This is a genomic window from Stenotrophomonas sp. P5_B8 (assembly GCF_054049855.1).
This window is the reverse complement of the sequence record NZ_JBFULO010000346.1, coordinates 1-4,335: the sequence shown is the minus strand read 5'-3', so window position 1 is coordinate 4,335 and position 4,335 is coordinate 1. Positions and strand designations below refer to the sequence as shown.

Here is a 4,335-nt window from a genome sequence, read left to right as displayed (position 1 = left end):
AGCACCACCAGCGCGCGCGTGGCCGCGCTCACCCCGCAGCAGGCCGCCGCGCTGTGGCAGGGCGGCGGGGCGGTCTCGGTGCCGCTGCTGAAGAGCAACACCCACGCGTTCGACATCGCCCTGCCCCGCCCGCAAGCCACCACCGGCCTGGTGGTGGAGTGGGCCGGCGCGCACGGTGCGGCGCGGCTGCAGGTGCAGGACACGCACGGTGCCTGGCGCGAATTGGCCACCGATGCGCAGGCCGGTAGCCGCCAGCAGAGCTGGCTGGCCGGCGACGCACCGGTGACCGCCAAGGCGTTGCGCCTGAGCGTGGCCGGCGACGCACCGCAGGTGACGCGCATCCGCCTGCTCGGCCCGAAGGCGGTGATGACGCCGATGAAGCAGTACCAGATCGCTGCCAGCGGCGCGCAACGCGCCCTGTTCCCGGCCTCGCTGCACATGCAGCAGACCTATTGGACCGCGGTGGGCATACACGGCGGCCGGCAGAAATCGATCTTCGACGAGTACGGCAACATCGAGGCGTTCAAGGGCGCGCCCCTGGTGCAGCCGATCTGGCGCAACGCCGACGGCACCGCCGCCAGTGCAGGGCAACGCCCCGTGCAGCATGCGCTGCGCGATGGCTGGAAGCCGATGCCGTCGGCCACCTGGTCGCCACAACCCGGGCTGGAGCTGCGCAGCGAATCGTTTGCGATCGAACGCGATGGCCAGCCGGTCACCTACCTGCGCCACCGCCTGCGCAATACCGGCACCGCGCCGGTGGACGGCACCCTGGCCCTGGTGGTGCGACCGATGCAGATGAACCCGCCGTGGCAGAACGGCGGTCTGTCACCGATCCGCGAGATCGCCATCGACGGCCGCAGCGTGCGCGTCAATGGTCGCCGCCTGCTGCAGTCGTTGAGCGCGGTGGACGCGGCCGGTGCGGCGCCGTTTGGACCCGATGGCAGCACCGAGATCACTGCAGCGATCGCCAGCGGCACAGTGCCCACGGCGCAGCAGGCCACCGACACCCGCGGCCTGGCCGCAGCCGCGCTGGGCTACCGCGTGCAGCTGGCACCTGGAGAGACCCGTTCTGTTGTGGTGGCCTTCCCGCTCGGTACCGCGGCGCCCGGTCCCGATGGCGCGTTGCCCRAAGCGCCAGCGCTCGATCTGGCCGATGCCCCGCGCGACGCCGATGCCGCCTTCGACGCACTGGCCACGCGCGCATCCAACGACTGGCAGGCGCGCCTGGGCCAGGTCGGCCTGCGCCTGCCCGATTCCTCACTGGTGGACATGCTGCGCGCACAGGCCGCCTACATGCTGATCAACCAGACCGGCCCGGCCATGCAGCCCGGACCACGCAACTACAACCGCTCCTTCATCCGCGACGGCATGGCCACCTCGGCGGTGCTGCTGCGCATGGGCGAAGCCCAGGTCGCGCGCGACTACCTGGCCTGGTACAGCGAACACGGCGTGCATGCCAACGGGCTGGTCTCGCCGATCCTCAACGACGATGGCAGCGTCAACACCGGCTTCGGGTCGGATATCGAGTACGACAGCCAGGGCCAGTACGTGACGCTGGTGGCCGATGTCGCCCGGCTCGACGGCGGTCCCGAATCGGTGCGCGCCTACCTGCCCAAGGTAAAGGCGGCACTGCGTTTCCTGCAGGAACTGCGCGAGCGCACGCTGGTGCCCGGCTACATGGCCAGCCAACCTTCGCCGGAACGCTTCGCCGGCATCCTCGCCCCGTCGATCAGCCATGAGGGCTACCCCTCGCCCACGCACAGTTACTGGGACGACTACTGGGGACTGAAGGGCTGGCACGACGGCGCGTGGCTGGCCGAATCACTGGGCGATCACGATACCGCCGCGTGGGCGCGTGCGCAGTACACGGCGCTGCACGATGCACTCGCCGCCTCGATCCGCGCGACGATGGCGTGGAAGGGCATCGACTTCATCCCGTCCTCGGCCGACCTGGGCGACGGCGATCCCACGGGCGTGTCGATCGCGCTGGACCCGACCGGCGCCCAGGATGTCTTGCCGCCGGACGCGCTGCGCACCACCTTCGCGCGGTATCTGGACGATGTGCGCAAGCGCGGCCAGCCCGGTGCGTTGTACGCCTACACGCCATACGAAATCCGCAACGTGCTCAGCTATGTGCACCTCGGCCAGCCCGAGGCCGCCGACGAACTGCTGCAGGGCCTGCTGCACGACCGCCGTCCGCTGGAATGGCAGGTATTGGCCGAAGTGGTGCACTCGCGGCTGCGCTTCCCGCGCTACCTCGGCGACATGCCGCACACCTGGATTGGTGCCGAGTACGGTCGCACGCTGTTCGGGATGCTGATGCGCGAAGACGATGATGCGCTGTCGCTGCTGCCCGGTACGCCGCCGTCATGGGTGGCCGGTGATGGTCTGGCCATCGACCGCCTGCCCACCGCCTACGGCACGTTGCAGCTGCAGGCGCGACAACAGGACGCGGCCTTGCGGCTCACGCTCGGCTCGGGCCTGCGCAAGGATGCCGCGGTGCGCGTGTGGTGGCCGTCGCGGACGCGGCCGACCAGCGTGCGCGTGGATGGGCGTGCGGTGAGTGACTTCGATGCCGATGGCGTGCGGTTGAAGCAGCCATTCCGCACCCTTGAGGCGCGCTGGTAACCCGGCAAGGCAGCCGGGCATGGCCCGGCTCTACAAAACCGCAGTGCGGCCCGATCCGCATCGCCACCGCGTCAACGCACCCGGTAGAGCCGAGCCATGCTCGGCTGCTCCACCCCTCACAGGTTGGGCAACCCCGGCCGATCGGTCTGCGATTGCGCCACCGCCTCTTCGCTCACGTTCCAGCGCGGGAGTCGATCCGGACTGCCCACATGCGAGGCAGGGCACCGCCGGTGTCTACCGCGATCGCGGTCAGACGCTGCCCTCATGCTCATGCAGGGTGATCAGCGACTCCATCAGGTCCTCGTCCGCACTCGCGCAGACGGCCAGCAGCACGGCTTCCTCGCAGCCGCCATCGACGATGTATGCGTGGCCCATCTGGCTGTCGATATAGATACCCTCCCCGGTTTCCAGCACCACCGGATCGTAGAACTCGGTGTGCACCTGGATGCGCCCCTCGATCACGTGCACATACTCCTCGCCAGGATGGCGGACCAGCTCGCCGAACTCGGCCGTGGTCTTGGCGCGCACCTTGGTGATGATCGGGATCATCCGCTTGCGCCGCAGCTCGGTGCACAGATAGAAGTAGTCGTAGTTGTCGGTCTTGATCCGCAGCGCCTTGTCCAGCGTACCGAGGCTGCGCCGGGCGGTCACCGGCTTGGGCGCGGTGTCGGTCTCCGGCTCGCAGAACAGCTCGGACATGCGCAGGTTCAGCCGCTGCGACAGGTGCTGGAGCTTGTCGTAGGTCAAGGTCAGGCGGTCGTGCTCGATCTTGGACAACGTGGACAGGGGAATGTCGGTGTGTTCGCTCATTTCCTTGAGCGTCCAACCCTGACGGGTGCGCAGGCCGCGCAGCAGGGTTCCGAGCGTGGGGCTCTTCGGACTCATCAACAGGACCTTTGGGCTATTGCCAGTGAAGTTGGCAATACGATACTACGCGCCGATGAATGTCATCCTGATCAGGATGGTTTATGGCGCTTGAGCGCCCGATTGCCCTGTCCACACTCCGGCAGTGTGTTCGTATCGCCTCGCCGAATGACACCATTTCTGCCCTCTAAACGTCACATTCAGATCCCGCACGCAGCGTCGGGCACGATCACGCGCATTTGACATTTCTCTGATCAGGAATATTGTTGTCTGATCGAGACGTTTTTGACCCAGCCGTGGTTTGCGTGGGACAGCCGCGTCGTCCAGTTCCAACGGGAGCGTCAGATGCGTGTGTTGTCAGGGCTAGTCGCGGTGTGTTGTGGGCTGCTGGTGCTCTTCCAGGCCGGTGCGCAGCAGGCGCCTTCCGCGCCGCAGGTGGCGACCCGCCCCAGCGGTGAGGGCTCCACGCCCCGGCTGACCGCCGACGATGTGACCCTCTGGCTGGATGGCTTCATGCCGTATGCGATCGGGCGCGGCGATATCGCCGGTGCGGTGGTCACCGTGGTCAAGGACGGCCAGATTCTTGCCCGCCGCGGTTACGGCGTCTCCGATGTGCAGAAGCAGACGCCGGTGGACCCGGACGGCACGCTGTTCCGGATGGCGTCGGTTTCCAAGCTGATGACGTGGACCGCAGTGATGCAGCTGGTGGAAGCCGGCAAGCTGGATCTGGATACGGACATCAACCAGTACCTGGATTTCAAGGTGCCCGAACGCGGCCTGCCGATCACGTTGCGGCAGCTGATGACGCATACCGGCGGCTTCGAGGCCAACATCAAGTACATG

General features: G+C 67.5%; 3 protein-coding genes. 2 read left to right on the top strand and 1 reads right to left on the bottom strand.

Translation table 11 applies throughout. The annotated features are described in order from the left end of the window. Window positions 1–2,628, top strand: a 2,628-nt coding sequence (locus ACXJKH_RS16030) for a discoidin domain-containing protein (RefSeq protein WP_457320777.1), incomplete at its 5' end; no start/stop codon positions are given. A 249-nt stretch (window positions 2,629–2,877) separates the two neighbouring features. Here the strand turns inward: ACXJKH_RS16030 and ACXJKH_RS16025 are convergent. Beyond that, window positions 2,878–3,513: a helix-turn-helix domain-containing protein gene (locus ACXJKH_RS16025; protein WP_457320775.1), complete on the bottom strand. Its 636-nt coding sequence runs from the start codon at window positions 3,511–3,513 to the stop codon at window positions 2,878–2,880. Window positions 3,514–3,837: 324 nt separating this feature from the next. Between ACXJKH_RS16025 and ACXJKH_RS16020 the strand changes: the two genes are divergently transcribed. Further along, a partial coding sequence (locus tag ACXJKH_RS16020; RefSeq protein ID WP_457320772.1) for a serine hydrolase domain-containing protein occupies window positions 3,838–4,335 on the top strand: 498 nt, incomplete at its 3' end.

Bases quoted from the DNA above. Each gene is read 5' to 3' on its own strand.
- ACXJKH_RS16025 (WP_457320775.1), bottom strand. From the start codon at position 3,513: ATGAGTCCGAAGAGCCCCACGCTCGGAACCCTGCTGCGCGGCCTGCGC.